Raw genomic sequence first — 26,128 nt, 5'->3', positions numbered from 1 at the left:
GGGGTCAGACCGCCTGCGCGATCCGTTTGAGCGAGTCGCGGCGCAGGTCGTCCGCATTGCCCATCATGGTATTGGTGCGCTCATATGCGCGTTGCACGTCGATCAGGCGGGTCATCTCGCGCACCGGGTTGACGTTGCTAAGCTCCAGCGTGCCTTGGCGCACCTGCACGGCTTCGGCCACGGCGGGATTGGCAGCGCCCTCGGGCGCAACCAGCATGCCGCCGCCAAGGCGCTTGTAGCTTTGGATTTCTGGGATATTAAAAACGCCGATACGGCCCAGCGGGCCGGTCTCACTGCCCGAAATCGTGCCGTCTTCGGAAATGTTGATGTCGCCCAGGCCTGCGGGTGGCAGTTGGATCGGCGCACCGCCCGCGTCGAGCACTTTTGCCCCCGACAACAGGGTCAGATTGCCCTCTGGGTCGAGGACAAAGCTGCCATCGCGGCCAAAGGCCTGCTGCCCGTCGGCGGTTTGATAGCTGAACCACCCCTCGCCATGCAGCGCCACATCCAGCGGGTTGCCAGTCTGCGACAGCGCGCCGGGGCGGGTGTCGATGTAAGAGCCCGTGTCGCTGACGAAAGCCGCCTGATCGTCGCCAAGCGCGGTGTTGTCCTGCAGCAGCGCTTCGAACACCACATGTTCGCCCTTGTAGCCTGCGGTGCTGGCGTTGGCGATGTTGTTGGCGGTGATGTCGAGTTGGCGCTGAAGGGAAGTCGCCAGCGACATGCTGATATGGCTGGTTTCCGTCATGGCGGGCCTCAGTTTGGGCAAGGATGGCGTGACTTTATTGAGGGTCAGTGTGAAATAAAGAATGGATCTTTACAAGAATAAAGTGCATCTATTCATAGAATGAAGCATCTGCACAACATTGTCCTTGGTCTCTCTTTGATCTTGGCCGCGCCTGTGGCGGGGGAGGTAGGCGCTATCTTTGCGCCTCTATCCTTGGTGGAACATGGGCAGGAGGATTTCCTTGCCGCCCGTGAGACGCTGATGACGCAGCTTCTCGCCGCGACCGATCCGGATGCCCCTCAGCGGGCCGCGGCGCTGCTGGACCTTTCGGAACTGCACCTTGCATGGATGATGCGCCCTGAGGCGGCAGGCTTTCTGGCGGCACTCGACGCCGAGGCCCTCAAAGGTGACGCAGCACGGCGGCATCGAACATTGAACCTCGCCCTTGCTTTGTTGGAAGAGGACGCGGGCGCGGGCGGAGATTTGGGGCAGGCGGTGTCTTGGTCCGTCGGGTGGAGCGAGGGGCAGGCCCTGCGGGCAGCGGCCTTTGCCCGGCTGGGGGCGGCGGAGGAGGCGGCGCGTTTGATGCCGCGCACGTTGGAGAGTCTCGGCGCCCTGTCACCCGCGATCCAAGCCGCGGTCCTGCCGGACCTGCTTGAGGCGGCTTTGGAGGCCGAGAATTGGGATGTGGCGCAGGCACTGGCCGCGCAGTTTCCCAAACATGCAGAGTTGCGCGATGGCCCCGCCTATCGCTACCTGCTGGCCCGCGCGTCAGAAGTGTCGGGCGATCTTTTGATGGCCTTTGAGGGGTATGTCCAAGCCGCGCAGGGCCGCGATCTCTATGCGCAACGGGCGCGGCTCGCGCTGGTTCGGATGGGGCGAGAGACCGAGACCTTGCCGGGGGAGGATGCGCTGTCCCTGCTCAAAGCCGCCCGCTGGATGTGGAGCGGGGATGACCTTGGCCGCGAGGGCGCGGTGCTGCTGGCCGAGGTCGCGACAGAGCAGGGCGATACCGATACCGCCCTTTGGGCCTTGCACAATTTGCTGCGCAGCGCCCCTGATGATGAGGCCGACGCGCTACGCGCGCAGGCGCGGGACATCTATGGCGCATTCTACGCCGCGGGCGCTGCAGGTGAGCTCGATCTGGGGCCGTTCCTTGAGGGGCACGCCCGCATCAGCGCCCGCTGGCGCTTTGATCCGGGTTTTGTGGAACATGCCGCCGCCGTGCCGCAGCGCCTGCTGGACACCGGGATGACTGCCCTTGCTGCGCGCGAGTATCGCGCGTTGCGTGAAATGGTGGAGGCTCTGGAGGGGGTCGGGACGAATGCCCCCGATGCAGCCCTTTTGGCCGATCTGCGCCGCGGCGAGGCCCGTGCGCTTTTGGCAGGCGGGCAGGCGGATGCGGCCGTAGATTTACTAAGCGGCTATGCCGACGATCAGGGGGCCGAGGCCGAAGCCCTTTTGGTCGAAGCCTTGGCGCAGGCGGGCCGCACGGATGAGTTGGCCGCCCTGCGCCTGCGCGCCCAAGACATGGACCTGCGCCGCAGCCGTGCGGTGGCTCTATACGAGACCGGCAAATGGGGCGCGGCCCGGCAGGCCTTTCTTGAAATGTGGGAGGCCCATCCCCCGCAGTTCGCCTTTGCCGATGCTACGCGCCTGACCCTTGCCGCCTATCAAGCGGGCGACAGCGAGACCGTCGCCCGGGCCGCCGCGGCCTTTCCCGCGCTTGCCGAATTGCCCGGCTGGGCAGACCTCGCCACCGGGCTCGGCGCACAGCCCCGAGGGGAGGGGCCGCTGGGATCAGACGTGATGCGGCTGAGCATGGAAAGCGCGGACCGTATCCTTGATGCCGTGACCAAAGTAACGGATGTCAAGGAAAGTCAGTGACATAAATATCAAATTCAAATTTTATTCTTGCTTTGGTCATGAAGAATCGGCTTTCTCATGTATAGGTCAAGAATAACAAGAACGAGCAGGATCAAGTCATGAGCATTACAAGCGCCCTTCAGATCGGGGTCAGCGGGTTGCAGGCCAACTCCTCCCGCGTCCAAAACATCTCTAGCAATATCGCCAACGCCAATACGGTTGGCTATCGGCGGACCTTCTCGGAATTCGTGACGCAGAATACCGGGGCGACGCAGGCGGGGGTGCTGACGGATGTGCGGGCTGATATCTCGGCCAATGGCAACATCATGGGCACGGGTCGCTCAACGGATCTGGCGGTGCAGGGCGATGGCTTTTTCGTCGTGTCGCGCAACCCAAATGATCCTGTCGAATCCAACTACTACATGACCCGTGCGGGCTCCTTTACCCCGGATCAGGACGGCAACCTGCGCAACTCTGCGGGTTATTTTCTGTCGGGCTTTCCCACCGATGCAGCCGGGGCCACCGGCAGTGTCAGCAGCACCAGCTACAATGACCTCAGCACCGTGAATGTGGCCAGCTATCAGGTTCAAGGTACGCCCACTGCGCGCGTCGGCGTGTCGGGCAATGTGCCTGCGCAAGAGACCGGGGCTGGCACCACCGGCACGGCCTTCGAATCCACCCTGCGCTACGTCAATCAACTGGGCGGCAGCGACGCGCTGACCCTGTCTTGGGCTCCGGGCACCACGGCCAATGAATGGACCGTCAGCATCAGCGATGAGGCAGGCAACAACTATGGCGATGCGAGGGTGAACTTCACCGACAGCGGCGTCAACGCGGGCAGCCCCGAGAGCTACACGCCCGGCACCCTGCCGATTGACCCCGCGACCGGTGTTGTGACGCTGCAGATCAACAACGGCGGCACTCCACAACCGCTTGAGATCGATTTCGGCGCGCCCGGCACCTTTGAGGGGATGACCCAGTTCTCGGGCGATTACACGCCTCCGGCTTTTGCGGATGACGGCACTGAGACCGGCAGCCTTGAGCGGGCCGAGATGAGCGACAGCGGCATCCTTTATGGGGTCTTTGACAACGGTCAGCGCCGTGCGCTGTTCCAAGTGCCGCTTGCCAATGTTGCCAACCCCGACCAGATGCGCTCGGTCGATGGCAACGCCTATGTTGCCACCCGCGATTCCGGCGCAGTGAGCATCGGCAATCCGATGCTGAACGGTCTGGGCAGCATCAACAGCGGCGCGCTGGAAGGCTCCAACGTGGATATCGCCCAAGAGCTGACCGACCTGATCCAAACTCAACGGGCCTATTCCTCAAGCGCCAAGATCATCACCACCAGCGACGAGATGCTGAGTGAAACGCTAAGTATCAAACGTTAACCCGGTGCATGAATGAGCATCTCATCCGCCTTTAGCATTGCCCGCAGCGGGCTGAGCACGACAGAGGGTCGCGCCAGCCTTGTTGCGGGCAATATCGCCAATGCGCAAACCGAAGGTTATGTCCGCCGTGAAGCGGCGCAGGTCTCCACCAACGGTCAAAGCGGAACGGTCGAGCTGCGCATCGCGCGGCAGGTGGATGAACGCCTTGCAGGCATGTCGCGGAATGCTTCGGCCGAACTGGGCCACGCCTCTGCCACGAGCGAGATTCTCAGCAGCTATCTGATTACCTTGGGCGAGCCGGGCGATGAGGTTTCCCCCGCCGCCCGTCTGGCGGAGTTTCAGGCCGGTCTCGACCTTCTGGCCAATAACCCCTCCGATCCTGCGGCGCAGAACGACCTGCTCTCGCGGACCGAGACCTTGGTGCACAGCATCAACAAAGCCGCCATCGAGCTTGAAGCCAGCCGCGGACAGGCTGGCGATAGCCTTGTGTCGAGCGTGGGTGAGGTGAACGCGGCGCTGTCGGATATTGCCGAACTGAACGAACGTCTGGCGCTTGCCGGGACCGATCCCACCGGCACCAGCGGGCTGATGGATGAGATGAACCGTCGCCTTGATGCGTTGAGCACGCAGATGGATTTCCAAGGCCGATGGGAAGCGGACGGAACGCTGACGCTGCACACCACCGGCGGCACGGAATTGGTTCATGGAGAGACAGCCGTCAAGCTAAGCGCCAACCGCGATACCGGGCGGCTGATGGCCGGGGATGTCGATATCACACCAAACAGCGCCACCGCGCGCGGGTCCGACAGCGGCCGCCTTGCGGGGCTGAGCGGGTTGATCGCCAATGATTTGCCGCAGATGAAACTGCAGCTGGATGAGCTCGCCCGCGGGCTGGTGCAGAGTTTCGAGGCCGCCGATGCCTCAGTCGGGGCCGGGCAGCCGGGGCTGTTCACCGACGCGGGTGGCGCGTTTGACCCGGCGCAATTGGATGGGCTGGCCGGGCGGCTTTCGATCAACAACAGCGTTCAGCCCGACAAGGGCGGCGCGCTGTGGCGTCTGCGCGATGGCGTCGGGGCCACTCTCCCCGGAGAGCCGGGCGACACCACGCAATTGAACGCCTTCGTCGATGTCCTTGAAACGGGGATGACCTTCGACGCGGCGACCGGCCTTAGCACCAATGCGCGTCTGGGGGATTTCGCCGCTGATCTGGTCAGCCAGCAGAACGTCCTGCGGGTCAGCGCCGACGCGCAGGCCGAGACGGCCCGCGTGCGGTTTATCACCTTTGAGGACAACCGCAGCAGCATCGAAGGCGTCAACGTCGACACCGAATTGCAAAAGCTCTTGGAAATTGAACAGGCCTACGGCGCCAATTCGCAGGTGCTCAGCAGCCTGAGCGACATGCTCGATACCCTTTTGGCCAGCGTGTGAGGATAGAATGACCGAGATTTCTCGCACCGTCTCCACCGCCCTGCAAAGCCTGCGCCAGCGCGAGCAGACCAGCCGCCTCGCCGCCGAGATCTCGGATGTGTCGAAAGAGGTGACAACGGGGCTGAAGGCCAACCCCTATGACGATCTGGGCCATCGCTCTGCCGATGCCATCGCCATTCGGATGCAGATCACCCGCAACGATGGTTTCCTGACCTCCAATGCGCTTTTAGATCGTCGCTTTCTCGCCGTGGAAACCTCGCTTGGCGCCATGCGCGATGTCGGGCAAGAGGTGCTTGAACAGGCTTTCACCGCTGACAGCGCGGGCGGGCTTTCGACGAGCTACCTGTCTCAGGCGGCGCGCACGGCGCTTGACCGGGTGTTGGAACGAGCCGCGGTCAGCGACAGTTCCGGTTTCCTGATGTCCGGCACCCGCACTGACACGAACCCGCTTCAGGCATGGGACGAGATCAACCCGCGCACGGGGGAATCCCCGGCCATCGCAGTGGATCATATGATTGGCGGCCCCCTGACGGATATGGCCGATGTGCAGCGCGCCATCGACGATCTTAAGGCGGGGTTTGGCGATAGTTCAGTGTTCCCAAACCATAATTTCGAAAACACCTTTTACAACGGCGCACCGACGGGCAATCCGCCGCTGACCTCGCGCACCTCTGAGACCCAGACGCTGACCCAAGGCGCGCAGGCCAACGACCCGGCGATCCGCGATCTGATGCGCGGTCTGGCCATGCTGAGCGCGGTAAACCCCAGCGATATCCCTGATGAGGCCGCCCGTGATGCGTGGCTAACTGAGGCCCGCAGCGCCATCGGCGCCGGGCTCGAAGGGCTGACCGATCTGGAAACCCAGACCGGCCTGAAACGGGCGCAACTGGCCGATACGATCTCGGCTCAGGAAAGCCGGGCGCTGTTTCTCGACGCCGAAGTGATGAACCTCGAAGGCGTCGATCAATATGACGCAGCCACCCGTCTGACCCAATTGCAAAACCAGCTCGACTCCAGCTTTGCCGTCACCGCGCGCCTCTCGCGCCTGTCCTTTTTGAACTACCTTTAACCGGAACCGCCGCCCATGAACGCCCTGTTTAAACTCCTGCTGATCGGCCTCACCTTCGCGCTTGCCGCGCCGGCGGCTGCACAGGTGCGGATCAAGGATATCGTCACCGTCGAAGGCGTGCGGTCGAACCAATTGGTCGGCTACGGGCTGGTTGTGGGCCTCAACGGTACGGGCGACAGCCTGCGCAACGCGCCCTTCACCGAACGCGCGATTGAAGGCATGTTGGAGCGGCTCGGCATCGGCAACCTGACCGAGGACCAGATGCGCACGGCGAATACTGCCGCGGTCATGGTCACCGCATCCCTGCCGCCCTTCGCGCGGATGGGCAGCACCATTGATGTGGTCGTGTCCTCCCTGGGCGATGCGTCTTCGCTGCGCGGCGGCACGCTGATCGTCACACCGCTGACCGCCGCCGATGGTGAGATTTACGCCGTGGCCCAAGGCCCGATCGCCGTTGCGGGTTTCGCGGCGCAAGGTCTCAATGCCTCGATCGTCGAAGGCGTGCCAACCGGCGCGCGGATCGACAACGGCGCCATCGTCGAGCGCGAGGTCGACTTTGATTTCAGCGAGATGACCAGCATCAAACTGGCCCTGCGCAACGCCGATTTCGTCACCGCGCAGCGGGTTGAGGCGGCGATCAACCAAGCCATGGGCCCGGTCGCCACCGCCATCGATTCGCGCACCATCACTGTATCCGCCTATGGCAAAGGATCATTGATGGAGACCATGGCCCTGATCGAGCCGCTGCAAGTTCAGCCGGATCAGGTCGCGAAAGTTGTCATCGACGCCCGCTCTGGCACCATCGTCATCGGCGCGAACGTTCGCATCGACCGCGTGGCGGTCAGCCAAGGCGGTCTGACGGTCACGGTCCGCGATGATTTCAACGTCAGCCAACCTGAATCGCTGTCGATTGGCGGGACCACCGTGGTGGTGCCGAATTCTTCGGTCGGCGTCGAAGAGAAAGACGCGAAATTTGCCGTCATCGACGGGTCGGTGAGCCTGCAACGGCTGGTCGACGGGCTGAACGCCATTGGCGTCGGCGCGACCGAGACGATTTCAATCCTTCAAGCCATCAAGGCGGCGGGCGCTCTGCATGCCGACCTTGAGATCATCTAGGGGCAGGTCATGGAATTCGCTTCTCTCCCAATCCCCGCGCGGACCCCGGCAGCGAAGCCTGCAGTGACACAGGCCGATGCCGTCACCGCCGAAAAAGCGCAGGAGTTCGAGGCGATGTTCCTTGGACAGATGGTCGATGAAATGCTCTCGACTGTGGACATCGGCAGCTTTGGCGGCGGCCATGCCGAAGAGACATGGCGCAGCTTTTTGTCCAACGCGATTGGCGAAAGCATCGCCGAGCAGAACAGCACCGGCATCGCCCGCAGCATTGAAACCGCCATGCAGCGCTATCAAACGGGGGCAGACCGATGAGCGATCCGCGCAAAGCACTCGCCGCCGTGGATGCATTGGGCAATCTGCTGCGCCGCGAAATCGCCGCGGTCGAGGGGGGGGCGTTCAATCAATTGGTCGAGTTTGCCAGCGAAAAAGCCCGACTCACCGCCGTGTTGGAAGAGCAACTCAGCCACGACCCCGAAGCGGTCAGCAAAGATAAATTGCGCGATCTAAAAGATCTGATTGCGCGCGATCATCACCACCTGCAATTGGCCCGCCAAGCCACGGCAGAGATGATCAAAGAAGTTTCCGGAATCCGGGAAAAGCACAGCATTGCAGGCATTTACGGCCGAAGCGGTGCGAAGCGTGACAACCGCGCAACACTGATGACAACCGTGGACAAAAGTTTCTGAATTGCCTCAATGTTGCCAGTTTTTCGCGTAAAAACGTAATCAAGCGGGTTCGCCCCGCAGTTGTCAGAACGACGACATAACGAACTAGAATAGTCTGGAATAAGAACATGTCTTCGATCAACACAAACACCTCCGCAATGAATGCTCTCGCAACTCTGCGGAACGTCAACTCGAACCTTGGGACAACCCAAGACCGTATCTCGACCGGTCTGAAGGTTTCTTCGGGTAAGGACAACGCAGCTTACTTCGCGATTTCCGAAACCATGAAGGGCGACAGCGGCATGACCAAAGCCGTGAATGAGAGCCTGACACTGACCAAGAACTCGGTTGCGACCGCGCGTCTTGGCGCAGAGCAGTTCTCCGAGCTTGCATCGGAATTCCGTGACAAGGTTGCATTCGCCCAAGAGAACAAGGGGGGTCTGACCGAAATCGAAGCCGACCTGACCCGTCTCGTGGCCGACATGGACGCGATCATTTCGCAGTCGACCTTTAACGGCGACGACTTGGTTAACGCAGAGGGCACAGCAACGGACGGGACCGCGGCCACCGCGTCAACGATTGATCCCGCAACTGGTATAATCACGGATGGCACCAGCGGCGCAAAAGCGGCGCGTGAAGTCGTAAGCGGTATCAGCCGTGATTCTGCTGGCAACCTGACCACGACTAAGATCAGCGTCTCCCCGGTCGACCTGAACGGTCAGCGCGAGCAATTCGCCCTGATCGCGACAGGCTTTGCGACGAACGCGGGCAACGCCACCACAGGTGAAGCTTTCCTTGCGCAAGTGCTGACCGAGGCCGATGAAGCCAAAACAGCTTCCGTAAGTGCCTCCACAACTCTGGGTCAGGCCGAAAAGTCGATCGAGCGTCAGCAGGAATTCCTGACCAAGCTCTCCGACAACCTCGACACTGGCGTTGGCGCGATGGTTGACGCCAACATGGAAGAAGAAGCCGCCCGTCTTCAGGCGCTTCAGGTTCAGCAGCAGCTGGCATCGCAGTCCCTGTCGATCGCCAACCAGGCGCCGCAGAACATCCTGAGCCTGTTCCGTTAAGGATTAGGGTTTTCGGGGCCAGAGCCTAGCGCTTTGGCCCCGGTCCAACCGCCTCAGAATTTGCGGTTGGCAGGCAGCAAACTATAAAAACAAGGAAGAATTCCTATGGGGCTGGCAGCATACAAACGAACAATTCGCGAAAGCGAAACCCCGCGGCAGATCGAGCGCCGCATCCTGAGCCGCGTCACACATGACCTTGCCGAAAAGGGCCAAGGCTTTGATGCGACCGAGGATAAAAGCGAGCGGTTGAACATCCTCGCCTCCGGTCTGCGCGATGCAATCTACGAAAATCAACGGTTCTGGTCGGCCCTGCGCCATGACCTATCTGAGCCGGAGAACAAGATGCCTAATGCGTTGAAAGCGTCGCTGATCTCCATCGCACTTTGGGTGGACCGTCACAGCACCGCGCTGATGGCAGGCGAGGGGCGTCTGGCGGGTCTCGTTGAGATCAATGGCAACATTGCCGCAGGTTTGGCCGGGCAGGCCGCGCCGCAGATGCAGGAGGTGTAAGATGCTGAAACTCACCCTCCGCCCCCGTGAACGTGTGGTCGTGAACGGCTGCGTCATCCGCAACGGCGACCGCCGTCAGGCGCTGACCGTCGAAAACCGCGCCGACATTGTGCGCGAGTCCGATCTGTTGAAGCCGGATGCGGAATCCACGCCTGTTTCCAAGGTCTATTTCTTGGTGCAAACGGCGCTGATCCGTCCCGATACCCGCGATCAAATCTTGCCAATGATCCAGCAAGGCTTGGCCGATCTCGCCTGTTGCTTTGGCGCTGAGATGCGCAGCCGGATCATGGAAGCGGCGAACTTCGTCTCTATGGCCGACTTCTACAAAGCGATGAGCGAATTGCGCGCGGTGCTCAAATACGAGACTGAGCTGATGCAGCTTCGCCCGGCGCCTCCGGCGCCTAACCATGAGGCCGCGCACGCATGATTTCGCTGGGCGGCATCGGCACGCAGGTGGCGGTTAAGCTGTTTGACGCAACGCGCGACAAACAGCTCGACCTTGCCGCCAACAATGCCTTGAACGCCCGGCAGATCGAAGCCTTTAAAGAGCGTATCGGCGACATCAAATCTGCAAAGGAATTTGTTGCCGATACCGAAGTTTATACTTTTGTCATGCGGGCATTTGATCTTGAGGATCAGATCTTCGGTAAGGCAATGATCCGCAAAACGCTAGAGAGCAATTCCGATGAGTCTTCGGCCCTGGTGAACCGGCTGAGCAACCCGAAGATCAAAGATATGTACGATACGTTGGGCTTTGCCCCCGATGGTGGGCGGAGCTTTAACTTCAATCGCACGGGCTGGCAGGATGAGATGATCGACCGGTTCAAAGAACGGGTCGTTCTAAACTCTGCCGGGGAAGACAACGAAGGCGCCCGGATTGCCTTGGAGTTCAAATCCAAAGCCTCTGAAATCAACACTTGGCTCGACGTGTTGAAAGACGAAGACCTCGGCAGCTTTATGCGCCGTGCGCTTGGCGTACCGGATGAGGCGATTGGGGTCGATCTCGACCGCCAGATCGCGCTTTTTGAACAGAAGTTCGACATCGAAAAGCTGAAAGACCCCGCCGAGGTCGACAAGCTCGTCTCGCGGTTCTCGGCGATTTACGATGCGGTAGAGGGTGTCTCGTCGTCGTCGAACACCGTGCTTTCGCTGATGCAGGGGGCCGTCTCTATCGGGCAGGGCAGCACCTTCACGGCCATCACCATCGACATTCCCACGATCACCGGCGGCTACAGCGCGTCGAGCGCCTACCGCTAACCCTCTTTATTCGATGAATTCGTCGTCATCGGCTGCCGAAGGCAGTTCGATCACGCCCTCGTCGGCGAGGGTCTTGGCATATTCCACCATAGCGGCCTGTGCGGCGCGCACGTCGCGGCCCCGGACTGGACCGGTGGCGGCCATCTCGTCCATCAGCATCTGACGCGAGCGTTGTGGCAGGCATTCCATCAGGTGATCGCGCTGCTCTTTCTTGGCGCCGCGCATCGCCATGGGCAGGGTGGCCCCATCCAGCCCGCGCATCACCTGCGCCAAGTCCTGCATCGGCAGTTTGAACAGATCGTCAAAGACGAACATACGCTGTTTGATGGCTTGGAAAGCGTCGGGAATACGCGCGTCCAGCGCACCGGAAAGCTCTTCGAATGCCTGCACATCCAACTGGTTAAACAGGTCCGCCATGCGCTGATGCGTTTCGACCGAATTGGTGTGCATCGCGTTCGACAGAATGTCTTGTTTCAACGTCTCTTCGATCTGCTGCATCATGTGCAGCGGCACGGCCTCCATCGCGATCATGCGCTCGGCGATGTCTTGCATCCGCTCAGGGCCCAGCAGCGGCAGCACTTTGGCGGCCACGCTGGTGTCGACGTTGTTGAGGATCGCCGCCGCAGTCTGGTCGTGCTCGCCCTTGAGATAGTTGGCGATCACCGTCTCATCCAGCGCGCCAAAGCCGCGCCACATGGCGTTCTCGCGCTCGCTGTCCTTGAGCCCGGCCATGATGCTGGTCACCTGTTCTTCGGGCATGAACTTGCGCAGCATGGACTCTGCCGTCGACAGCGACCCTACGACCGATCCTGTGCCGCTGACCACCTTTTGAGTGAACTCTTTAAGCACATGTTCCACCACCTCTGCGGGGATCGGGCCAAGGCGGCTCATGGCGCTGGTGATGCGTTCAATCTCGGCGGTGCCGAGCTTTTGCATGAGTTCCGAACCGGTCTGCTCTCCGAGGCAGAGAAAGGTGATGGCCGCCTTGGTGGGACCGTTCAGATCCTCCACCGTGATGGGCTTTCTGCGGGTTTTGGAAAGGGCATTGGTCGACATGGTTAAATCCTTTCAGTGCAGGTCAGCCACCGGCAAGCGGCACATAGCTTTCGATCAGCGATCCTGCCAGCATGTACCAACCGTCGATCAGCACAAAGAAGATCACCTTGAACGGCAGGGAGATCAACACCGGGGGCAGCATCATCATGCCCGCACTCATCAAGACCGAGGCGATGATGAGGTCAATGGCGACGAAGGGCAGGTAGATCAGAAAGCCGATGGTAAAGGCGCGGCGCAGTTCCGAGATCATGAAGGCCGGAACGAGATGGCGAAAGGTGGCCTCCTCTGCCGAGGCGGGCAGGGGGGTCTCTTCGGCCTCTTCATCCGCCGGGGCAATGCGCAGGAACAGGGCGTAATCCTCGGGCCGGGTGTTGACGTACATGAAGTTTTTGAAGGGCGTGGCGATCCGCTCCAGCGCCTGTTCTTCGCCGATGGCATTTTCCAACAGCGGCTCGACCCCGGCCTCATAGGCGTCCTCGAACACTGGCTGCATGACGAAGAAGGTCATGAACAGCGCCAGCGAGGTCAGCACGATATTGGGCGGGGTCTGGTTCAGGCCAAGGGCCGAGCGCAGCATCGACAGGACGATGACAAAGCGCGTGAAGCTGGTCATCACCACCAAAAGCCCCGGCGCGATGCTCAGCACGGTGACCAGCGCGATGAACTGAACAATGCGGCCCGACAGATTGGCGTTTTCGTCACTGCCGGGCGCGGTGTCGCCAATCACATCCGACAGCGTGGAGAGAAACCCGCCGTCTTGGGCCATGGCCATGCCGCCACTGGCGAGAAGCACCAGCAGGGCAAGGCCCATGCGGCCCGACGCATAGGCGCGCAGAGAGGGGAGGTCAGTCAGGGACATAGTCCTTGACGATCTGGGTCAGGGACACGCCAAGCCGGTCTTCGCCGACCTTCACAAGATCGCCGCGCGCCACGAGACGGTCAGAGACCATGAGGTCGACCGGCGCGCCGATTTTGCGGTTCAGCTCTACAATGGAGCCTCGGGTGAGTTCCAGCAGGCGCGAGATCGGCATGCGGGCTTGGCCCAGCACGATCTGCACATCAAGGCCGACGTTCAGCATGGCGTTGATGCCAGCGCCACCGGCCTCGGGGCGGGGGGCAAGGGCGTTGCGCAAGTCTTCGGTGTCGAGTTGCGGGAAGACGCCCGCGTCATCGCTGCCTGTGCTGGCGGTATTGCCGAAGGCGTCAGCGCGCGGCTGTTCTTGCGCGCCGGGTGTGGCGTCGGGCGGGGTGCCTTTCGCGGCGTTGTTGTCATCTTTGGGCGATTGCAGGTCAGGCTTGTCCATTTCCGTCCTTCTCCTTTTGTGCTGTCAGCGCCCGCGCATGGGTGTCGCGCAATTCGTCGAGCAGGCGGTCGCAAATCTTTTTGAACCCGTAATCAAGACTGCCGTGATCCCATTCCATCCGGGCATCCCCATCGGGCAGGTCGGCATCGGCGCGCAGGTCCAGCACGCCGTCGCATTTGTAGTAAACAGCGCGTTGGCGCAGGTCTGGGCCGATCTGGTCAAGCGTGGCGGGCGACAGGCGCACTTTGATCTGGCTCGACCCGATGGCCATTTTCAGCGATTGGGTCACGGTCTTTTTCACCCGCGCGGTCGACAGGCGTTCGATCACCTCGGGCAGGACGATCTCGCAGGTTTGCAAGGTAAAGCCCACGATCTGCGCCATCAGCGCCTCTTGATGGGCCTGCATCGCCTGCGACAGCCGCGCCAGTTCCTGTGCCAGCTTTTCAGCCATCACGGCATGTTCGGCCTGCATGGTCTGGTGCATCTCGGCCCGGCCCGCGTCGGCCCCGGCCAGATAGCCTTCGATATGGCCTTGCTTATGGGCCTTTTTGATCTTCGCTTCGATTTCTTCGGGCGTGGGTAGCGCCGGATCCTGTGGCTTGCTTTTGCCGTCTTCGTCGAAGTTTTGCAGGTTGAGGGTCGTGATCACAGATCATCCCCTTCCGACAGCCATTGGCCCAGAACCCGCAGGGCGTCTTCGGTGTTGTCTTCGGCCAGTTCGGCTACGGCGCGCAACTGGCTGTGTTGCACCGCGCCCTCGACCGAAGCAAGTTGCACCATGTCGCGGGGCATCTCGTCCATTGGGCCAAGCACCGCACCGGTCTGGACGCCCGCCGGGGTGGGCAGGCGGTTTGGCGGGGTTTCGTTCTGGGTGCCGCCGGTCAGCGCTTTTGGCGCGTTATCCTGCTCAGGACCGTCTAGCAGGCCCGCGTCTGCGCCAGCACCGGCCAGCGCGGGCTGGGGCAGGGTGGCATCCAGCACCATGCGCAGCGGGCGCGCGCCCAGCACCATGATGATCGCCACCAGCGCCAAGGCAAAGAGCGACCGCAGGATGGTCATGGCGTTATCGGCCAGTACCGCGCCCAAGCCACGGCCTGCGGGGCTGCTGAACTCGGAATCGAAATCAAGGAACTGAAGGCTGTCGACCTGCACCTGATCGCCGCGTCCCTGATCAAAACCGATGGCCGTGCTGACCAGTTGGCTCAGACGTTGCATTTCTTCGGGGCTGCGCTCGATATAGCCCTCGGACCCGTCGGGCAGGGTGCCATAGCTGCCGTTCACCAGCACCGCGACCGAGATACGCTCGATATCGCCCGGCTCGCGCACAAGCTCGCTCTGGATCGAGCCGATTTCGTAGTTGATGATCTCGTCGTTCTCAGAGCGGGTGGACTGCCCCGCGCCGCCGCCCGCATCGTCGCGCAGCTCATCGGGGATGTTATTGGCCACATCCACTGTGCCCGTCGCCGGATCGGTCTCATTGGAGTTGCGCACGCGGGTCTCGATCGACCGGGCAACCTGCTGGGCGGGATCAAACGTGCGGGACACACGCACCTCACGCTCGGTCGTCAGATCGACACTGACCCGCACGCGGGCATTGCCCGGCCCGACGCGGGCGTTGAGGATCGATTCAACCTTTTGCGCCAGTTGCTCTTCGATCATGTTGCGCTGACCTTGGAGGGAGAAGTCAGAGCTGCCGCCTTCATCCTTGGCCAAGATCGTCTCACCCGAGGCCGACAGGACGGTTACGTTCTGCGCTTCCAAATCTGCTACTGCAGAGGCCACCAGAGCCTGGATCGCCTGCGCTTGGCTGCGGGTCATGCTGGCGTTGGCCTGCGAGCGCACGATGACCGAGCCGCTGGCCTCGGCCCGGCTGCGCGAGAAGGCGGCGCGTTCGGGCAGCACCAGATGCACCCGCGCGGCTTTGATGCCGCTGATGGTTTGAATCGACCGGGCCAGCTCGCCTTCCAGTGCGCGCAACCGGTTCACCTTTTGCATGAAGGAGTTCATCCCCATGCCGGACATATTGTCGAAAATCTCCCAACCCGGCACGCCCTCGCCCGGCAGCCCCGCATCAGCCAGCGCCATGCGGGCACGGGCGATATCGGTCTCGGCCACCGAAATGGTATCGCCATTGCGCGACAGATCGACCGTGAGCCCCGCCTGTTCCAACGTCTGCATCATCTGCGATGCGGTGCCGGGGCTAAGCTGGCTGTAAACCGGAACATAGGTGGGGGCGAGGATGGTCCGCGCGCCGATAAAGATGGCCGCGGTGATCGCCAGACCGATGCCGCCCAGAAGAGCCAGCCGCTTTGGACCTAAATCCTTAAGGTTTTCAACGATCTGATTCACGGGCCCTCACTCGATTGGATAGTCCGAGCATTCCCCGCTCGGTCGCCACTATGCAAGCATATATCGATTTATACTTGCACGATCCAAAAAATAAACAGGTTTCTGTTGCAATAAAGCTTGTTTGGGGATGTATTTGTTCTTGCATATGGCGCTCCGCGCAGGATCTGACTAAGAGTTGAAGAATGAAAAAGCCGCTCGCTATCCTTGCTGTTGTCCTGCTCTGCCTTCTTGCTGGCGTGGGCGGGGTGACGCTGGCCATTGGCCCCTCAGGTCTGTTGAAAATGGCCGGGTTGGGCGGGGATGAGGCCGCAGAAGAAGTTGTTGAGACCGCCGACAACACCCATGGCGAAGAGGCGGCGGACGATGGTCACGGCGGCAAGCCTAAGACCGAAGTGAAAATGCCGGTCATGCCCTTCCCTGAGATCATCGTGAATGTCACCGATACCGGGCCACAGGGCGGGCAGACCAGCCGGTTTCTCAAGCTGAACATGCTGATGGTCTATGACGAAACCGCCGAGGGCGCGGACCGCCTGATCGCGCGTGAGATTTACCTGCGCGACAGTTTCCAAGACTTCCTGCGGCAGTTGCATGTCAGCGACCTGACTGGCAGCTATGGGCTGGCGATGCTGAAAACCGAACTGCTGCGCCGGGCGCGGGCGGTGGGCCACACCGACGCGCCGCATGAAATACTGATTGCCGATATGGTGGTGCAATGACGATAGCGGATTCCTCCGATGCGCTAAGCCTCGAAGAGACGATGATCCGTCAGGCGCGCGAAAGCTTTCAGCGCCTGCCCACGCTTGAGATCATCATCGACCGTCTGTTGCTGGCGCTGGTGCCCGACCTCAAATCCTATTGCACCGTAGCACCTGAGATCGAGCTTAGCTCGCTGGAATACATGCCCTATGAGGACGCGATGGAGAGCATTCAGGCGCCCTCGCTCATCGCCATCGCCAATGCCGAAGGCTGGGGCAGCCAGATCGCCTGTGTGGTCGAGCCGGACCTGCTGTTTTCGGTCCTAGAAATCATGCTGGGTGGCCGCCGCGCCACGAGCCAACAGTGGAAGCCCCGCGGGTTGACCGCGATTGAGCAGAAACTGGGCCGCAGGCTGGCGGAACTGTCGCTTAAAGGGCTGGCGCATTGCCTGCAGGATGTCAGCCCCGTGCAATTCGACATCCAATCGTTGGAGTCCAATCCCCGGTCGGTCATGCTGGCCGCGCCGCGCACCGCGACGGTGCTGGTCCGGATGCATCTGCAGTTCGAAGACCGCAGCGGCCATATGGCCTTGGTGCTGCCCTATGGCACGCTTGATGAGGTCAGCGCGCAGTTGGCGCAGCCTTTCCTTGGCGGGCGTTCGCCCACCGACAGCAACGCGCGCAAGGATATGAACAGCCAGATATCAAGCACCACGGTCACCATCACCGGCGTGCTCCAAGAGGTGACGATCCCGCTGCATGAGGTGCTGGAATGGAAGCCCGGTCAGGTGATTGATCTGGGCATGACGGTCGATACCCCCGTGGTCGGCATGGTGAACGCGCAGCCGATGTTCCAAGCCGCCTTTGGCCAGCGCAGCAATGGCGCTTTGGCGCTGCGGGTGATCCAGTCCTTGCTGCCCAAGGAAAGTCAGGAGGACAGCGACGATGATGCCGGCCTTGATTGATATCCTCATCATCGTGCTGCTGGTCGGCACGCTGGTCTATGCCTTTATCCTTGATCGCCGGGTTCGCGCGCTCATGACCACCTTGAAGGAAATGGAGCCGATGGTTGGGGCCTTTTCCAGCGCGGTTGATCAATCCGCCAAATCGGTCGAAGACCTGCGCGATCTCAGCACCAAGGTGCAGCGCCCCGAGCCACCCGTGCAGCGCGACGCCCCGCAGCCGCGCCAAGCCGCGACTGAGCCTGCCGCCGCAGGCCAAAGCCCCGCACAGATGCGTGCCGCGCGTCTCAAAGGGCGTTCCCAAGTGCGGGGGCAGGCGGCGGTGCAGGGCAAATCCGAGCTGGTCCGCACCTTTTTCGACATCACCAAGGAGCGTAAGGAATGAGCCGTATCTCCCTACCAAAGATCGCGCTTTTTGGCCTTGGCGTCGCCGGGGTGCTCAAGCTCACGGTTGAGTTCATGCCAATGATGGCCATCGCCGAGACGCCGGGTGACACACCCCCGGTACCGGTCGAGCTTGCCGCAGCCCCCGCGCCGCCCAGCTATGACGCCAGCGCCCCGGGGCAGAGCGGCATGTGCGAGCCGAGCCATCTGATCGCCGAGGCCATCGCCGAAGAGCGTGCCCTGCTCAAAGACCAACGCGACACGATCGCCGACCGGGAAGCCAAGCTGGCGCTGGCCGAAGAAAGCCTCAAGGCCGAGCAGACCCGACTTGCCAGCCTGCGCGATGAGATCGGCGCGCAATTGAAGGTGATCGAAGAGGCCGACAACCAAGACATGACCAAACTGGTCGAGCTTTATCGCAACATGAAGCCGCAGGTGGCCGCAGGCATCATGGATGAGATCGACGTGGAAACTGCCGTGCAGGTGATCGGTGCCATGCCCGAACGGGACGCCGCGCAGATCATGGGCTCGTTCAGCCTTGTCCGCGCACGTTTGATCACCAAAATCCTGCTGGAACGCTCCAAACTCCCCGCCGACCGCAACCTCGAAGGGCTGCGCCTACGTTAAGCGGGCAGGGCTTAATCCTCGCGGATCGACGACCCTGCAGGCGGTTTACGACGGACATTGCGGCGCAGATCCATGACAAAGCCGATGATCTCGGCCACCGCTTGCCAATGCTCCATCGGGATACGGTCATCCACTTCCACCGCTGCATGTAGCGCGCGGGCCAGCGGGCGGTTTTCGATCATCGGAATGTCGTGCTCTTTGGCCAGTTCTCGGATGCGGTGGGCCATCACATCGGCCCCCTTGGCCACGCAGACTGGCACATCATCGACGCCCTGTTCATATTTCAGCGCCACGGCGTAATGGGTCGGGTTGGTCAGGATCACACTGGCATTGGGGATGGCCTGCGCGATGCGCTGGCGGGCGCGGGCGCGGCGCAATTCGGCACGGCGGCCCTTGATCTGCGGATCGCCCTCGCTGTCTTTATGCTCGTCGCGGATTTCCTTGAGGCTCATCATCTGCTTTTTCTTCCACTGCGCACGCTTCCAGATGATGTCGGCAATGGCGATGGGCACCAGCAGCACGGTGGTGACCAGAAAGATCCAGCGCACCTTTTGCAAGGCCGCATCCAGCAATGTCTCGGGGATGAAGGCCTGTGTCTGGCCCAGCGATTGCGCAATATCGCGCACGGCCCAGACGGTGATGAAGCCGATCACCAGCACCTTGGCGGTGTTCTTGGCAAACTCGACAAAGGCCTCGGCCGAGAACAGCCGCTTAAAACCCGATAGCGGATTCAGTTTGGAAATTTTCGGCTTGATCCGTTCGGCGGAGACCACGGTCTCCCCTTGGATCAGCACCCCAAAGAGGGCCGCCAACACCATGATCCCCGCGACCGGCATCATCGCCAGCCCCAGCGTAAACCCCAGTGACTTCAACACATTCCCGGCCTCAACGACCCCGGTGCCGCCGGTGCCAATGGCGGTGACACCAGCGTCCAGCAGCGGGCCTTGCAGCGCTTCGACGATCCGGCCAATCGAACTTGGCAGCACGAAGATCAGGATCATCAGCAGGGCAAAGACCAGCATCGCCGTGCCGGTCTCACGCGATTGGGGCACGTCGCCTTTCTTGCGCGCGTCGCGGAGCTTTTTCTCCGTCGGCTCTTCGGTCTTACTGCTCTTGTCCTCGTCTGACATGGCCTAGAATCCGTAGGTGGTGAGCCAATTCGCGAAGGGCTCAAGAAACCCGCGCATCATGGTCGGAACCGCCAGCACCATCAAGGCCAGCCCCGCGGCAATCAGCAAGGGCTGGGCAATAAAGAAGACCTGAAGGCTCGCCATCATGCGGTTGGCCAGACCCATCCCGACGTTCAGCACCAGACCCGCCACATAGAAAGGCGCGGCGATCGACAGCCCAAGATACAGGCTGACCTGCGTCGCGCGGGCAAACTGATCGGTCAGATCGGCCAACATGAAGGTGCCGGGGATGAAAACCTGATAGGACATCAGCAAGGATTCGATAATCAGGTGGTGCAGGTCAGTGATGAAAATCAGCGCCGTGGCCCCGATCAGCAGCATCGCCGCCATGCTCGTGGCTCCCTCAAACGCGCCAATGTTGGGGGCCAAGGCGTTGGCCAGCCCCGACATCAACGCCATCTGATAGCCCGCGAATTGCAGCGCCGAGAGCAGGGTGCGCGCCACCAGCCCGATCCACAGCCCCACGGTGATCTCGGACCCGAAGATCAACAGCAACGCGCCGGGGCGATCCTCGGCCACCGGGCCAAGGCCGGTGACCGGATAAAGCGCGGCACTCAGGATCAGACCAAAGAACAGCCGGTGCCGCGTGGGCACCGAGGTTTCAGCAAAGCCCGGCATGAACAAAAGCGCGCTGCCGATGCGGGCGAAGACGACGAAATATCCCATCAGCGCGTCGGTCAGGAGGGCGGAGAGGTCCATCCCTAGCCCCCGATGGTGGCGACGGTCCGCAGGGATACCTTGCGATGAATTTCGGCGTTGGAAATCACCGGCGTCATCGGGCTGACCCGCTCCAGCATGGAGCGCACATAGGACCGCGCCTCGGGGTTGACCATCAGCGCGGGCCAGCTGTCCTCGGAGGCGAAGCGCTGGATCTGCTGGCGGGCTTGCAGCACGAATTCCTGTACCCGTTTGGGGGACATGACGAATGTGCGATCCTCGCCGACGATCTTGACCGCCTCGATGAACTCGGCCTCCCAAGAGGGCGACAGGGTGATAACAGGCACGAAACCCTGACCATCGGACAGGCCTTGGCAAATCTGGCTCGACAGGCGGCGGCGCACGTTCTCAAGCACCAGCGCGGGTTTGGAGGTCTGGCGCGTGGCTTCGGCCATCGCCTCTACGATCAGCGGCAGGTTGCGGATCGAGACACGCTCGAGCAGCAGTTCCTGCAACACCTGCTGCACCAGAATGGCGGGGGAGGGGACGGGCAGGTCGTTGACCAGCTTTTGATAATTCCGGTCCAGCCCCTCAATCGCCTCTTTCGCCGAACCGTAGGTGAGCAGTTCAGACATGTTTTCCTTGACCACTTCGGTCAGGTGCGTGGTGATCACGCTTTCGGGGTCCACCACCGTATAGCCCTGCGCCTCGGCCTGATCGGCAACCTTGCTGTCGACCCAAAGCGCGTCCAGCCCAAAGGTGGGTTCGCGCGTGGCCTCACCCGGCAGTTGCAGCGGCGCGCCCTCGGGGTTGATCACCATCATCTGATTGGCGCGAATGTCGCCCTTGGCCACATCAACGCCGTGGATTTGGAAGGAATAGCTGTTGATCGGCAGGCTCACGTCATCCTTGATCCGGACCGAGGGCATGGGAAAGCCGAACTCTTCGGCGAAATGCTTGCGCAGGGATTTGATCTTGCTCGGCAGCACCGCGTCGGGGCGGTTGGCCAGCGCCACCAGCCCTTCGCCCAGAACCAACCGCAACTCATCGAGGTGCATCGGGTTGCTGTCGACCTCTGGCATGTCCTGCTGTTTCTGCGCTTCTGCATCGGCCTTTGCCTTGGCTTCTGCCGCCTCTGCCGCGCCGCGCTGGATCACCACGCCCAAGCCCACCATGGCAGCGGCCAGAAGGGCGAAGACCAGCAGCGGAAAGCCGGGCAAAAGGCCGATGCCGAACAGCAGCAAGGCCGCCATGTAAAGCGCCTTGGGGAAGTTCGAAAGCTGGTCAAAGACAGCTTCGTTCGCCGCGCCCCGGGTGCCGCCCTTGGTCACGATCAGACCGGCGGCGAGCGAGACGACCAATGCCGGGATTTGGCTCACCAGCCCGTCCCCGATGGTCAGCGAGGTAAAGACGTTAAAGGCATCGCCTACACCCATGCCGCGCTGCACGACACCGATCAGAATGCCGCCGATGACGTTGATCAGCGTGATAATCAGCCCTGCCACCGCATCGCCGCGCACGAATTTTGACGCACCGTCCATCGCCCCGAAGAACGCGCTTTCGTCTTCCAGTTCCTTACGGCGGCGACGGGCCTCATCTTCGTCGATCAGCCCCGCCCCCATATCGGCGTCGATCGCCATCTGCTTGCCCGGCATCGCATCCAGCGAGAACCGCGCGGCAACCTCGGCGATACGGGTCGAACCCTTTGTAATCACGACGAAGTTAATGATCACGAGAATGGCAAAGATCACCACACCGATGACGAAATTACCCGCCACGATGAACTTGGAGAACCCTTGGATCACATCGCCCGCCGCATGCAGACCTGCATGGCCTTCGCTGAGGATCAGCCGGGTTGAGGCCACGTTGAGCGACAGGCGCAACATGGTCGTGACCAGCAGCAGCGTCGGGAAAGAGTTGAACTGCAACGGTGAAGGGATCCAGAGCGCCACCATGAAGATCAACACGCTGAGCGACAGTGACAGCGCCAGCCCGAAATCGAGCAAGATCGGCGGCAGCGGCAAGAACAGAACCGCCAGCACTAGCGCCATGCCAACGGCAAAGCTGACGTCTTTGTTGGCGCTGAACATGCTCAGCTGCGGCAGGATGGTGTTGGGTTTCGTACTCATCCCGCATCCTCCGCGCGGACGGTGGTGAACTGCGGCAAAACCGGCTGCATCTCATGTGCCGAATAGAGCGAACGGCGCGCATTCGCCGCCCCGCCGATCTGCGCGCCCCATGTGGCCTTGGCCGCTAACCTGTCATAACTGCCCGAGGTGCTGCGGGGCGTCTTGCGCGGACGCGCGGGAACGGGGCTGGCACTGGCCAGCGCCTGAAACTCCGGCAGCCGCGCATTGGCGGCGGAAATGTTCTTTTGCAGACGGTCAAGGTAGGTGTCGCGGTACTCAGGCTCGAAAGAATGGTACGACCCCGCGGCCTGCATCCAACTGCCCGTACGCCGGTGCAACCGCTTGAGGAACCGCGCCGCGTAGTCGACATTCACCCGCGGATCGAACCCTTGGGCGGGGTTGTCGAAAGCATCCGGGTGCCAGCGCATGTTGATCTGCATACAGCCCACGTCAATGGAGCGGATGCCACTCGCCTGCCGCTCTGCGATCCAATCAAGCGCGGCGTTGCGGCTGTCGAACAGCCGCCCTTCGCCCGCCGCGTTGACCGCATAGGGCCAGACCGTGAAATGCCCGTTGCGCCGGGTGCCCGCCTCTTGCAGTCCAATGGCCAGCAGCAGGTTATCTGGGATGCCATGCCGCGTTTGTGCCGCCAGAATTTCGCGGATGCAGACGCCTTCCGGCCCGCCCTTGGCCGCCAGCGTCTGTGCGGTCGCGGTCACTTTGTCCTTGCGCGTCGGCTCATAGAACGACCCCCAGCCTTGGGCGAGGGCAGGGGTGGCGAGCGCGGCCGCCAAAAGCGCCGCTGCGATATGCCGCCAGCCCCTCACAGCCCACCGTTCTGCACAAGGTCAAAGATGGTGTCCGACAGGTTCTTCAGCGTGGCATACATGAACGGCGTTGCGGCCAGCAGGGTGACAAAGATCATCACGATCTTGGGCACGAAGGTCAACGTCATTTCCTGAATTTGCGTGAGCGCTTGGAAAAACGCGATCACCAGACCGATCGCCAGCGCCACCCCCAACACCGGACCCGAGGCCAAAAGCACGGCCCAGACGGTAGCAGAGATGATGTCATAGGTCTGGGTTTCGGTCATGGCCTAGATCGGCATCCGCAAGATTTCCTGATAGGCTTCGACAAAGCGGTCGCGCACCGACACGGCGACTTTGACTGTGCTTTCCATCGCCAGCATCGCTTCGACCACCTGCTGGGTATCCGCCTCACCGCGCAGCCCGGCTTGGGCCACGGCCTCGCCCTCGCGCACTGTTTCCAGCGCGTTTTCCGAGGCTTGCTGCACCATATTGGTGAAGCTATTGGCGCTGGCGCCTGCCTCTTCGGCGATAGCTTCGCCTTTTTGCGCCGTTAGCGATTGCGAGGTGCGATAGGCACCGCGAACCGCGGCGGTCGAGATCAGGGAGGCGGGATCGCTCATCTCAGGTTACCTCACTTCAACAGGTCGAGCATCTGGCCGCGCATCCGGCGACCGGACTCGAACATGTTCATGTTGGCCTCGTAGTTGCGCGATGCCTCGCGCATGTTGGCCATCTCAATGATCGGATCGACATTGGGCCGATTGACATAGCCGGTGTCATCCGCTGCTGGATGCGACGGGTCATAATCGCGGCGAAACGGCGACTGGTCGCGCCCGATGCGGTCAACCTCAACCAAAGAGCCGCCGCCGTTGCGATCAATCAACTCGGAAAAACTGATGGTCTTGCGGCGGAACGGGTCGGCGCCCGGCGTGGTGCCCGTGGAATCTGCGTTGGCCACGTTTTCCGAGATCACCCGCAAACGCGCGGTCTGCGCGGTCATCCCGCTGGCGGCGATTTTGGCGATAGACTGAAGCGGATCCATGCGTTTTCCTTACCTGTTTCCGGTGACGGCCATGGTGAGCATGTCATAGCTCTTGCGATAAAGCTGTGCGGCCAACCGGTAATGATCGCCGATCTCGGCGGCCTTCACGGCCTGTTCTTCAAGGTTCACGGTATTGCCATCCAGCGTCGCGCCAGCAGCGCTGCGGTCCGTTACCTCACGCACGCCGGGCGTACCTTGGGCGACGCCGGTGAAGTGTTTGTCATGGGTGGTCACCAGCCCATTATCACGCGACAGCTCTCCGCTGAGCATTGAGGCGAAGGACGACACATCGCGCGCCTTGAAGTTCGGCGTCGCCGCATTGGCCACGTTTTCAGACACGACCTTTTGCCGGGCCGAAAGCCACTGCATCCGGTCCGAAGCGAGTCCAAGAATAGAAAGATTAGACAAGTTCATTTTTTTGCCTATAGCCTGTTTAATCCTTGTATAGTAAATATTAGCTTGCTCTCCTAGAGGAAATTTATCCATGCAGACACTCTTTTCCGAGCTGACCAGCTTTGCCCGCGAGGCGGGCGAGGCCGAGATCACCGGCGAAGTGCGCGCGATCACCGGCATTACGCTGACCGCCGTGGGGCTGGAGCGGGTGCTGGGCATCGGCGAGCGCTGCATCGTGCATGGCTCTGACGGGCCGGTCCATGCAGAGGTCGTGGGGCTGGGCACCCATGGCACCGAGTTGCTCCCTTTTGGGTCGTGGCGCGGGGTCGCGGCGGGTGACCGGGTCGAGGTCGCCGTTGGCCGCGATGTGATCCGCCCGGATGAAAGCTGGAAGGGGCGGGTGATCAGTGCCTCTGCCGCACCGCTCGACGGGAAGGGGCATCTGCCCGAAGGCAACCAACCGCGCCCGCTGCGCGCCGCCCCGCCGGGTGCGTTCGACCGCAAACGCATCGGCCCGAAACTGGCGACCCATGTGCGCGCGCTCGATGTCTTTACCCCGCTTTGCCAAGGCCAGCGCTTGGGCATTTTTGCGGGCTCTGGTGTGGGTAAATCGACGCTGATGGCCATGCTGGCACGCTATACGGACTGTGATGTGGTGGTCATGGCGCTGGTCGGCGAACGGGGCCGCGAGGTGCAAGATTTCATCTCGACCGACCTTGGCCCCGAGGGGATGGAGAAGGCGGTGCTGGTGGTCGCCACCGGAGATGAGCCGCCGCTCACCCGTCGCCAAGCCGCTTGGACCGCCATGGCCGTGGCCGAACATTTCCGCGATCAGGGTCAGCATGTGTTGCTGCTGATGGACAGCGTCACCCGTTTTGCCATGGCGCAGCGCGAAATCGGTCTCGCCTCGCGCGAGCCGCCCACCGCCAAGGGCTATCCGCCGACGGTGTTTTCAGAGCTTCCGCAGATGTTGGAGCGGGCTGGGCCGGGGCCGGTGGGCAAGGGCGATATCACGGCGATCTTCACCGTTTTGGTGGATGGCGATGACATGAATGACCCCATCGCTGACGCCGTGCGCGGCATCACCGACGGGCATATCGTGTTGGACCGCAAGATTGCCGAAAAGGGGCGCTATCCGGCGATTGACCTGCTCGCATCGGTCTCGCGGACGTTGCCGGATTGTCACAGTGATGTGGAGTATACGTTGCTCACCGCCGCCCATAAGGCGCTGGCGGCCCATGCCGATATGGAGGAATTGATCCGCATCGGCGCCTACCGCAGCGGCAGCAATCCCGAACTGGACCGCGCGATTGCATTCGCTGGGCCGTGCGAGACGTTCCTTAGCCAGCGCAAGGCCGAGCACACCCCGCCGCAGTCCTCATTTGCTGAGGTGGCAGGGATGCTCGACCGTGCCGGGATCAGCCCCGGCTGATAC

At 61.8% G+C, this 26,128-nt stretch carries 30 protein-coding genes; 16 read left to right on the top strand and 14 right to left on the bottom strand.

Annotation, left to right across the window (positions count from 1 at the left end):
* Positions 1–4: 4 nt before the first annotated feature.
* Positions 5–748 (bottom strand): flagellar basal-body rod protein FlgF, encoded by a 744-nt coding sequence (flgF, locus tag R1T45_RS18475; protein ID WP_067629234.1) that lies wholly within the window; start codon positions 746–748, stop codon positions 5–7.
* Between the two features lie 99 nt (positions 749–847).
* Between flgF and R1T45_RS18470 the strand changes: the two genes are divergently transcribed.
* The 11 genes from R1T45_RS18470 to R1T45_RS18420 all read left to right on the top strand — a co-directional run bounded on the left by R1T45_RS18470 (position 848) and on the right by R1T45_RS18420 (position 11,096).
* A complete protein-coding gene (locus R1T45_RS18470) occupies positions 848–2,614 on the top strand; it encodes a hypothetical protein (RefSeq protein WP_317389847.1) in 1,767 nt (588 codons plus the stop codon).
* 98 nt (positions 2,615–2,712) lie between these two features.
* Positions 2,713–3,981, top strand: coding sequence for a flagellar hook protein FlgE (locus tag R1T45_RS18465; RefSeq protein ID WP_317389846.1), 1,269 nt, complete (start codon positions 2,713–2,715; stop codon positions 3,979–3,981).
* 12 nt (positions 3,982–3,993) lie between these two features.
* The gene (gene flgK, locus R1T45_RS18460) at positions 3,994–5,409 is read left to right on the top strand and encodes a flagellar hook-associated protein FlgK (protein WP_317389845.1); all 1,416 of its coding nucleotides are present in this window, start codon (positions 3,994–3,996) and stop codon (positions 5,407–5,409) included.
* Positions 5,410–5,416: 7 nt separating this feature from the next.
* A complete protein-coding gene (locus R1T45_RS18455; protein WP_132445012.1) occupies positions 5,417–6,478 on the top strand; it encodes a flagellin in 1,062 nt (353 codons plus the stop codon).
* A gap of 15 nt (positions 6,479–6,493) precedes the next feature.
* Positions 6,494–7,594: a flagellar basal body P-ring protein FlgI gene (locus R1T45_RS18450; RefSeq protein WP_260011716.1), complete on the top strand. Its 1,101-nt coding sequence runs from the start codon at positions 6,494–6,496 to the stop codon at positions 7,592–7,594.
* 9 nt (positions 7,595–7,603) lie between these two features.
* Positions 7,604–7,906: a rod-binding protein gene (locus R1T45_RS18445; protein WP_317389844.1), complete on the top strand. Its 303-nt coding sequence runs from the start codon at positions 7,604–7,606 to the stop codon at positions 7,904–7,906.
* A gap of 26 nt (positions 7,907–7,932) precedes the next feature.
* The gene (locus R1T45_RS18440; protein WP_162931812.1) at positions 7,933–8,280 is read left to right on the top strand and encodes a hypothetical protein; all 348 of its coding nucleotides are present in this window, start codon (positions 7,933–7,935) and stop codon (positions 8,278–8,280) included.
* A 107-nt stretch (positions 8,281–8,387) separates the two neighbouring features.
* Positions 8,388–9,329, top strand: coding sequence for a flagellin (locus R1T45_RS18435; RefSeq protein WP_120350422.1), 942 nt, complete (start codon positions 8,388–8,390; stop codon positions 9,327–9,329).
* 105 nt (positions 9,330–9,434) lie between these two features.
* Positions 9,435–9,839: a flagellar biosynthesis regulator FlaF gene (gene flaF / locus R1T45_RS18430; RefSeq protein WP_260011719.1), complete on the top strand. Its 405-nt coding sequence runs from the start codon at positions 9,435–9,437 to the stop codon at positions 9,837–9,839.
* A 1-nt stretch (position 9,840) separates the two neighbouring features.
* Positions 9,841–10,266 carry a flagellar biosynthesis repressor FlbT gene (locus tag R1T45_RS18425; RefSeq protein WP_269343615.1) on the top strand — a complete coding sequence of 142 codons (426 nt, stop codon included), beginning with the start codon at positions 9,841–9,843 and terminating at the stop codon, positions 10,264–10,266.
* The gene (locus R1T45_RS18420; protein ID WP_317389843.1) at positions 10,263–11,096 is read left to right on the top strand and encodes a DUF1217 domain-containing protein; all 834 of its coding nucleotides are present in this window, start codon (positions 10,263–10,265) and stop codon (positions 11,094–11,096) included. The genes R1T45_RS18425 and R1T45_RS18420 overlap by 4 nt, the downstream gene beginning before the upstream one ends.
* A 6-nt stretch (positions 11,097–11,102) precedes the next feature.
* Here the strand turns inward: R1T45_RS18420 and R1T45_RS18415 are convergent, their stop codons facing one another.
* From R1T45_RS18415 to fliF, 5 genes are read right to left on the bottom strand one after another with little or no spacing between them, the layout of a single operon-like run.
* Positions 11,103–12,152: a flagellar motor switch protein FliG gene (locus R1T45_RS18415; RefSeq protein ID WP_067629210.1), complete on the bottom strand. Its 1,050-nt coding sequence runs from the start codon at positions 12,150–12,152 to the stop codon at positions 11,103–11,105.
* A 22-nt stretch (positions 12,153–12,174) separates the two neighbouring features.
* Positions 12,175–13,011 (bottom strand): flagellar type III secretion system pore protein FliP, encoded by an 837-nt coding sequence (fliP, locus tag R1T45_RS18410; protein ID WP_269343619.1) that lies wholly within the window; start codon positions 13,009–13,011, stop codon positions 12,175–12,177.
* Positions 12,998–13,456: a FliM/FliN family flagellar motor switch protein gene (locus R1T45_RS18405; RefSeq protein WP_317389842.1), complete on the bottom strand. Its 459-nt coding sequence runs from the start codon at positions 13,454–13,456 to the stop codon at positions 12,998–13,000. The genes fliP and R1T45_RS18405 overlap by 14 nt, the downstream gene beginning before the upstream one ends.
* On the bottom strand, positions 13,443–14,105 hold the full coding sequence (locus tag R1T45_RS18400; RefSeq protein ID WP_317389841.1) for a FliH/SctL family protein: 663 nt from the start codon (positions 14,103–14,105) through the stop codon (positions 13,443–13,445). The genes R1T45_RS18405 and R1T45_RS18400 overlap by 14 nt, the downstream gene beginning before the upstream one ends.
* A complete protein-coding gene (gene fliF, locus R1T45_RS18395) occupies positions 14,102–15,805 on the bottom strand; it encodes a flagellar basal-body MS-ring/collar protein FliF (protein ID WP_317389840.1) in 1,704 nt (567 codons plus the stop codon). The genes R1T45_RS18400 and fliF overlap by 4 nt, the downstream gene beginning before the upstream one ends.
* Before the next feature lie 182 nt (positions 15,806–15,987).
* Between fliF and fliL the strand changes: the two genes are divergently transcribed.
* The 4 genes from fliL to R1T45_RS18375 are packed head-to-tail and all read left to right on the top strand — an operon-like array spanning position 15,988 to position 18,473.
* On the top strand, positions 15,988–16,521 hold the full coding sequence (gene fliL / locus R1T45_RS18390) for a flagellar basal body-associated protein FliL (protein WP_317389839.1): 534 nt from the start codon (positions 15,988–15,990) through the stop codon (positions 16,519–16,521).
* Positions 16,518–17,465: a flagellar motor switch protein FliM gene (locus R1T45_RS18385; protein WP_067938964.1), complete on the top strand. Its 948-nt coding sequence runs from the start codon at positions 16,518–16,520 to the stop codon at positions 17,463–17,465. The genes fliL and R1T45_RS18385 overlap by 4 nt, the downstream gene beginning before the upstream one ends.
* On the top strand, positions 17,446–17,847 hold the full coding sequence (locus tag R1T45_RS18380) for a flagellar motor switch protein (RefSeq protein WP_317389838.1): 402 nt from the start codon (positions 17,446–17,448) through the stop codon (positions 17,845–17,847). The genes R1T45_RS18385 and R1T45_RS18380 overlap by 20 nt, the downstream gene beginning before the upstream one ends.
* Entirely contained in the window at positions 17,844–18,473 is a 630-nt protein-coding gene (locus R1T45_RS18375) for a hypothetical protein (protein ID WP_317389837.1), read from the top strand. Before R1T45_RS18380 ends, R1T45_RS18375 begins: the two co-directional genes overlap by 4 nt.
* An 11-nt stretch (positions 18,474–18,484) precedes the next feature.
* Here R1T45_RS18375 and flhB read toward each other — a convergent pair whose 3' ends face one another.
* Genes flhB through flgB form a run of 8 tightly spaced genes read right to left on the bottom strand, consistent with a single transcriptional unit; the run spans position 18,485 to position 24,786 of the window.
* Positions 18,485–19,603, bottom strand: coding sequence for a flagellar biosynthesis protein FlhB (gene flhB / locus R1T45_RS18370; protein WP_132445027.1), 1,119 nt, complete (start codon positions 19,601–19,603; stop codon positions 18,485–18,487).
* A 3-nt stretch (positions 19,604–19,606) separates the two neighbouring features.
* Positions 19,607–20,362 (bottom strand): flagellar biosynthetic protein FliR, encoded by a 756-nt coding sequence (locus R1T45_RS18365; RefSeq protein WP_120350435.1) that lies wholly within the window; start codon positions 20,360–20,362, stop codon positions 19,607–19,609.
* A gap of 2 nt (positions 20,363–20,364) precedes the next feature.
* Complete coding sequence (gene flhA / locus R1T45_RS18360) at positions 20,365–22,449, bottom strand: flagellar biosynthesis protein FlhA (protein WP_132445029.1); 2,085 nt, start codon at positions 22,447–22,449, stop codon at positions 20,365–20,367.
* Positions 22,446–23,276 (bottom strand): lytic transglycosylase domain-containing protein, encoded by an 831-nt coding sequence (locus tag R1T45_RS18355; protein ID WP_132445031.1) that lies wholly within the window; start codon positions 23,274–23,276, stop codon positions 22,446–22,448. The genes flhA and R1T45_RS18355 overlap by 4 nt, the downstream gene beginning before the upstream one ends.
* Entirely contained in the window at positions 23,273–23,542 is a 270-nt protein-coding gene (gene fliQ, locus R1T45_RS18350) for a flagellar biosynthesis protein FliQ (RefSeq protein WP_067261035.1), read from the bottom strand. Before fliQ ends, R1T45_RS18355 begins: the two co-directional genes overlap by 4 nt.
* Positions 23,543–23,545: 3 nt before the next feature.
* Complete coding sequence (locus R1T45_RS18345; protein WP_120350438.1) at positions 23,546–23,878, bottom strand: flagellar hook-basal body complex protein FliE; 333 nt, start codon at positions 23,876–23,878, stop codon at positions 23,546–23,548.
* 11 nt (positions 23,879–23,889) lie between these two features.
* Entirely contained in the window at positions 23,890–24,300 is a 411-nt protein-coding gene (gene flgC / locus R1T45_RS18340; protein WP_067630405.1) for a flagellar basal body rod protein FlgC, read from the bottom strand.
* 9 nt (positions 24,301–24,309) lie between these two features.
* On the bottom strand, positions 24,310–24,786 hold the full coding sequence (gene flgB, locus R1T45_RS18335) for a flagellar basal body rod protein FlgB (protein ID WP_317389836.1): 477 nt from the start codon (positions 24,784–24,786) through the stop codon (positions 24,310–24,312).
* On the opposite strand from flgB, the gene R1T45_RS18330 reads away from it, so the two are divergent.
* Entirely contained in the window at positions 24,785–26,125 is a 1,341-nt protein-coding gene (locus R1T45_RS18330; protein WP_243265342.1) for a FliI/YscN family ATPase, read from the top strand. The genes flgB and R1T45_RS18330 overlap by 2 nt on opposite strands.
* Positions 26,126–26,128: the final 3 nt, after the last annotated feature.

The sequence above is a fragment of the Sulfitobacter sp. LC.270.F.C4 genome (genome assembly GCF_032922545.1).
In the GTDB taxonomy this organism is placed as follows: Bacteria; Pseudomonadota; Alphaproteobacteria; order Rhodobacterales; family Rhodobacteraceae; genus Sulfitobacter; species Sulfitobacter profundi.
The sequence above is the reverse complement of the archived record's forward strand: the minus strand, read 5'-3'. Positions and strand labels throughout refer to the sequence as shown.

What these genes read in the sequence shown, in the direction of transcription:
- flgF (WP_067629234.1), bottom strand. Translation starts at nt 748, where the DNA reads ATGACGGAAACCAGCCATATCAGCATGTCGCTGGCGACTTCCCTTCAG.
- R1T45_RS18470 (WP_317389847.1), top strand. Translation starts at nt 848, where the DNA reads ATGAAGCATCTGCACAACATTGTCCTTGGTCTCTCTTTGATCTTGGCC.
- R1T45_RS18465 (WP_317389846.1), top strand. Translation starts at nt 2,713, where the DNA reads ATGAGCATTACAAGCGCCCTTCAGATCGGGGTCAGCGGGTTGCAGGCC.
- flgK (WP_317389845.1), top strand. Translation starts at nt 3,994, where the DNA reads ATGAGCATCTCATCCGCCTTTAGCATTGCCCGCAGCGGGCTGAGCACG.
- R1T45_RS18455 (WP_132445012.1), top strand. Translation starts at nt 5,417, where the DNA reads ATGACCGAGATTTCTCGCACCGTCTCCACCGCCCTGCAAAGCCTGCGC.
- R1T45_RS18450 (WP_260011716.1), top strand. Translation starts at nt 6,494, where the DNA reads ATGAACGCCCTGTTTAAACTCCTGCTGATCGGCCTCACCTTCGCGCTT.
- R1T45_RS18445 (WP_317389844.1), top strand. Translation starts at nt 7,604, where the DNA reads ATGGAATTCGCTTCTCTCCCAATCCCCGCGCGGACCCCGGCAGCGAAG.
- R1T45_RS18435 (WP_120350422.1), top strand. Translation starts at nt 8,388, where the DNA reads ATGTCTTCGATCAACACAAACACCTCCGCAATGAATGCTCTCGCAACT.
- flaF (WP_260011719.1), top strand. Translation starts at nt 9,435, where the DNA reads ATGGGGCTGGCAGCATACAAACGAACAATTCGCGAAAGCGAAACCCCG.
- R1T45_RS18425 (WP_269343615.1), top strand. Translation starts at nt 9,841, where the DNA reads ATGCTGAAACTCACCCTCCGCCCCCGTGAACGTGTGGTCGTGAACGGC.
- R1T45_RS18420 (WP_317389843.1), top strand. Translation starts at nt 10,263, where the DNA reads ATGATTTCGCTGGGCGGCATCGGCACGCAGGTGGCGGTTAAGCTGTTT.
- R1T45_RS18415 (WP_067629210.1), bottom strand. Translation starts at nt 12,152, where the DNA reads ATGTCGACCAATGCCCTTTCCAAAACCCGCAGAAAGCCCATCACGGTG.
- fliP (WP_269343619.1), bottom strand. Translation starts at nt 13,011, where the DNA reads ATGTCCCTGACTGACCTCCCCTCTCTGCGCGCCTATGCGTCGGGCCGC.
- R1T45_RS18405 (WP_317389842.1), bottom strand. Translation starts at nt 13,456, where the DNA reads ATGGACAAGCCTGACCTGCAATCGCCCAAAGATGACAACAACGCCGCG.
- fliL (WP_317389839.1), top strand. Translation starts at nt 15,988, where the DNA reads ATGAAAAAGCCGCTCGCTATCCTTGCTGTTGTCCTGCTCTGCCTTCTT.
- R1T45_RS18385 (WP_067938964.1), top strand. Translation starts at nt 16,518, where the DNA reads ATGACGATAGCGGATTCCTCCGATGCGCTAAGCCTCGAAGAGACGATG.
- R1T45_RS18380 (WP_317389838.1), top strand. Translation starts at nt 17,446, where the DNA reads ATGATGCCGGCCTTGATTGATATCCTCATCATCGTGCTGCTGGTCGGC.
- R1T45_RS18375 (WP_317389837.1), top strand. Translation starts at nt 17,844, where the DNA reads ATGAGCCGTATCTCCCTACCAAAGATCGCGCTTTTTGGCCTTGGCGTC.
- flhB (WP_132445027.1), bottom strand. Translation starts at nt 19,603, where the DNA reads ATGTCAGACGAGGACAAGAGCAGTAAGACCGAAGAGCCGACGGAGAAA.
- R1T45_RS18365 (WP_120350435.1), bottom strand. Translation starts at nt 20,362, where the DNA reads ATGGACCTCTCCGCCCTCCTGACCGACGCGCTGATGGGATATTTCGTC.
- flhA (WP_132445029.1), bottom strand. Translation starts at nt 22,449, where the DNA reads ATGAGTACGAAACCCAACACCATCCTGCCGCAGCTGAGCATGTTCAGC.
- fliQ (WP_067261035.1), bottom strand. Translation starts at nt 23,542, where the DNA reads ATGACCGAAACCCAGACCTATGACATCATCTCTGCTACCGTCTGGGCC.
- R1T45_RS18345 (WP_120350438.1), bottom strand. Translation starts at nt 23,878, where the DNA reads ATGAGCGATCCCGCCTCCCTGATCTCGACCGCCGCGGTTCGCGGTGCC.
- flgC (WP_067630405.1), bottom strand. Translation starts at nt 24,300, where the DNA reads ATGGATCCGCTTCAGTCTATCGCCAAAATCGCCGCCAGCGGGATGACC.
- R1T45_RS18330 (WP_243265342.1), top strand. Translation starts at nt 24,785, where the DNA reads ATGCAGACACTCTTTTCCGAGCTGACCAGCTTTGCCCGCGAGGCGGGC.
- flgB (WP_317389836.1), bottom strand. Translation starts at nt 24,786, where the DNA reads ATGGATAAATTTCCTCTAGGAGAGCAAGCTAATATTTACTATACAAGG.